We start from the raw sequence: 2,292 nt of genomic DNA on the forward strand, positions 1-2,292 counted from the left end.
CCCGGCCTCGCCCGGACCGCCCCCGCAGCGCCGTGTGGCCCGCCCCGTACCGCCGTGCGGCCCGCCCCGGCCCGCCCCGGTCCGTACCGCTGGGGAAGGCCCGGGAACGCCCGGGTCGACCGGGGGTCTTCGCGCAGCGTGAACCGCGCATTACGCTGGCCGGACAAGCCCGCTCGGGGGGTGACCCCCGAACCCCGCTAGGAGCCCCGTTGGCCTGTGACCTGTGGCTGGTCCCCCTCGTCGATGTGCTGTGCCACAGCCCCGACAACCCCTTCGCGGAAGAGATAGCCGTCTACGACAAGGCACTCGGCGAAGCCGGTCTGCCGTCCGTACCCGTCTACGCCTATATGCCGGGCCTCTCCGGCGATGTGGCCCCGGTGGCCGGATTCGACTACGACGCCCTGCACTTCCTGCGGCGCGCGTACCTCCTGAAGATCTGCGGCCTGGAGGTCGCCCCGGTCGACCACCTGGGCGGCGACTACGAACAGCTCCTGGAGATGTTCGAGTCCACGGCGCAGCAGTCCCATCTGGTGTGGCACTACGACCACGCGGGCGCCTATGTCCCGGTCGACTTCGGCGCACCGCTGTCCAACGACGAACTCCTGGAGGGCGGCGGCCCGCTGGGCTCCGCCCACGGTCTGCTCCGGGAGCTGGAGGTGGTGGCCGGGTCCATCGGGATCGACGCGGCGAACCCGCCGGCGACACCGCAGGCCCCGTCCGGCCCGACCGCACTGGAGGAACCCGCCGGCCCGGTCCCGGCCGACGACAGCCCGTTCGCCCGGGAACGGCATGTGTGGCTGGGGCTGCACGCGGCTGCCACCCGCAGCCTCGCGCAGGGGTCGATGATCGTCTTCAGCTGACCGGCTGACCGGCTGACCGGCTGACCGGCTGACCGGCTGACCGGTCGGGCGGCTGACCGGTTGGGCGGCTGACCGGTTGGGCAGCTGACCGGCCCCCGCCCCGCCTCTCCGACACTCCGGCCGTGTGCTGCCCCGTGGTCAGGGGCAGCACACGGCCGCCCGTACGCTTCAGGGCATGCGTGTACTTGTCACTGGAGGCGCGGGTTTCATCGGCTCGCACATCGTCGCCGACCTGACCGCCCGCGGGCATGAACCGGTGGTGTTCGACGCCCTGTTGGCCGCCGCGCACGCCCAGCGGCCGTCCCCGTCCGGCGCGGAGTGGATCGAGGCCGATGTCCGCGACCGTGCGGCCGTCGAGAAGGCACTGCGCGGTGTCGACGCGGTCTGCCACCAAGCGGCGATGGTCGGACTCGGCAAGCACTTCGCCGACGCGCCGTCCTATGTGAGCTGCAACGACCTCGGTACCGCCGTGCTGCTCGCGGCCATGGAGGGCGCGGGCGTGCGCGATCTCGTGCTGGCCGGGTCCATGGTGGTGTACGGCGAGGGCCGTTACGACTGCGCACGCCACGGGACCGTCCGCCCCGGCCCGCGCTCACCGGCGGATCTCGAAGCGGGCCGCTTCGAGCCGGCCTGCCCCGAGTGCGGGGACGCCGTGGCGCCGGGCCTGGTCACCGAGGACGCACCCGTCGACCCGCGGAACGTCTACGCGACGACGAAGCTCGCGCAGGAGCATCTGGCCGCGGCCTGGGCCCGGGCGACCGGCGGCCGGGCGGTCGCGCTCCGCTACCACAACGTGTACGGCCCCGGAATGCCCCGCGACACCCCGTACGCGGGCGTGGCGTCCTTCTTCCGTTCGGCGCTGGCGCGCGGCACGGCGCCGGTCGTGTTCGAAGACGGCGGACAGCGGCGGGACTTCGTCCATGTACGGGACATCGCGTCCGCCAACACCGCGGCGCTGGAGGGCGTGCGGGACCGTGCGGACGGGGAGCTGCGCGCGTACAACGTGGGCAGCGGCGAACCGCACACCATCCTGGAGATGGCCCAGCAGCTCGCCACGGCGTACCCGGGCCCCGCCCCGCTGGTGACCGGCGAGTACCGGCTGGGGGACGTCCGCCACATCACCGCGTCGTCCCGGCGGATCCGGTCCGAACTCGGCTGGCTGCCCGCGGTGCCGTTCACGGGTGGGGTGGCGGAGTTCGCCCACGCGTCGATGCGACCGTCGGCCGAGAGCCCGGCCGAGAGCCCGGCCGAGAGCCCGGCCGAGAGCCCGGCCGAGAGCCCGGCCGAGAGCCCGGCCGCCCCGGCCTGAGGTCCGTCTCTCTGGCCCCCTCTGGCCGCCCCCTCTGGCCGCCTCCCTCCGCCCCCCCGACGACCGGCGCCGCCGCTACCGGGAGGGCGGCTCCGGCGGGCGCTGGCGCGGCATGTTCGGGCG

General features: G+C 74.3%; 2 protein-coding genes. Both read left to right on the top strand.

Annotated elements, in window-relative coordinates:
* Positions 1-209: 209 nt before the first annotated feature.
* Positions 210-860 carry a hypothetical protein gene (locus G3I19_RS36105; RefSeq protein ID WP_164267896.1) on the top strand — a complete coding sequence of 217 codons (651 nt, stop codon included), beginning with the start codon at positions 210-212 and terminating at the stop codon, positions 858-860.
* 175 nt (positions 861-1,035) lie between these two features.
* The gene (locus tag G3I19_RS36110; protein ID WP_164267897.1) at positions 1,036-2,169 is read left to right on the top strand and encodes an NAD-dependent epimerase/dehydratase family protein; all 1,134 of its coding nucleotides are present in this window, start codon (positions 1,036-1,038) and stop codon (positions 2,167-2,169) included.
* The last annotated feature ends 123 nt before the right edge of the window (positions 2,170-2,292 follow it).

Origin of the sequence: Streptomyces sp. SID10853, from assembly GCF_010548145.1 — a bacterium.
Taxonomy (GTDB): domain Bacteria; phylum Actinomycetota; class Actinomycetes; order Streptomycetales; family Streptomycetaceae; genus Streptomyces.

Bases quoted from the DNA above. Each gene is read 5' to 3' on its own strand.
- G3I19_RS36110 (WP_164267897.1), top strand. From the start codon at position 1,036: ATGCGTGTACTTGTCACTGGAGGCGCGGGTTTCATCGGCTCGCACATC.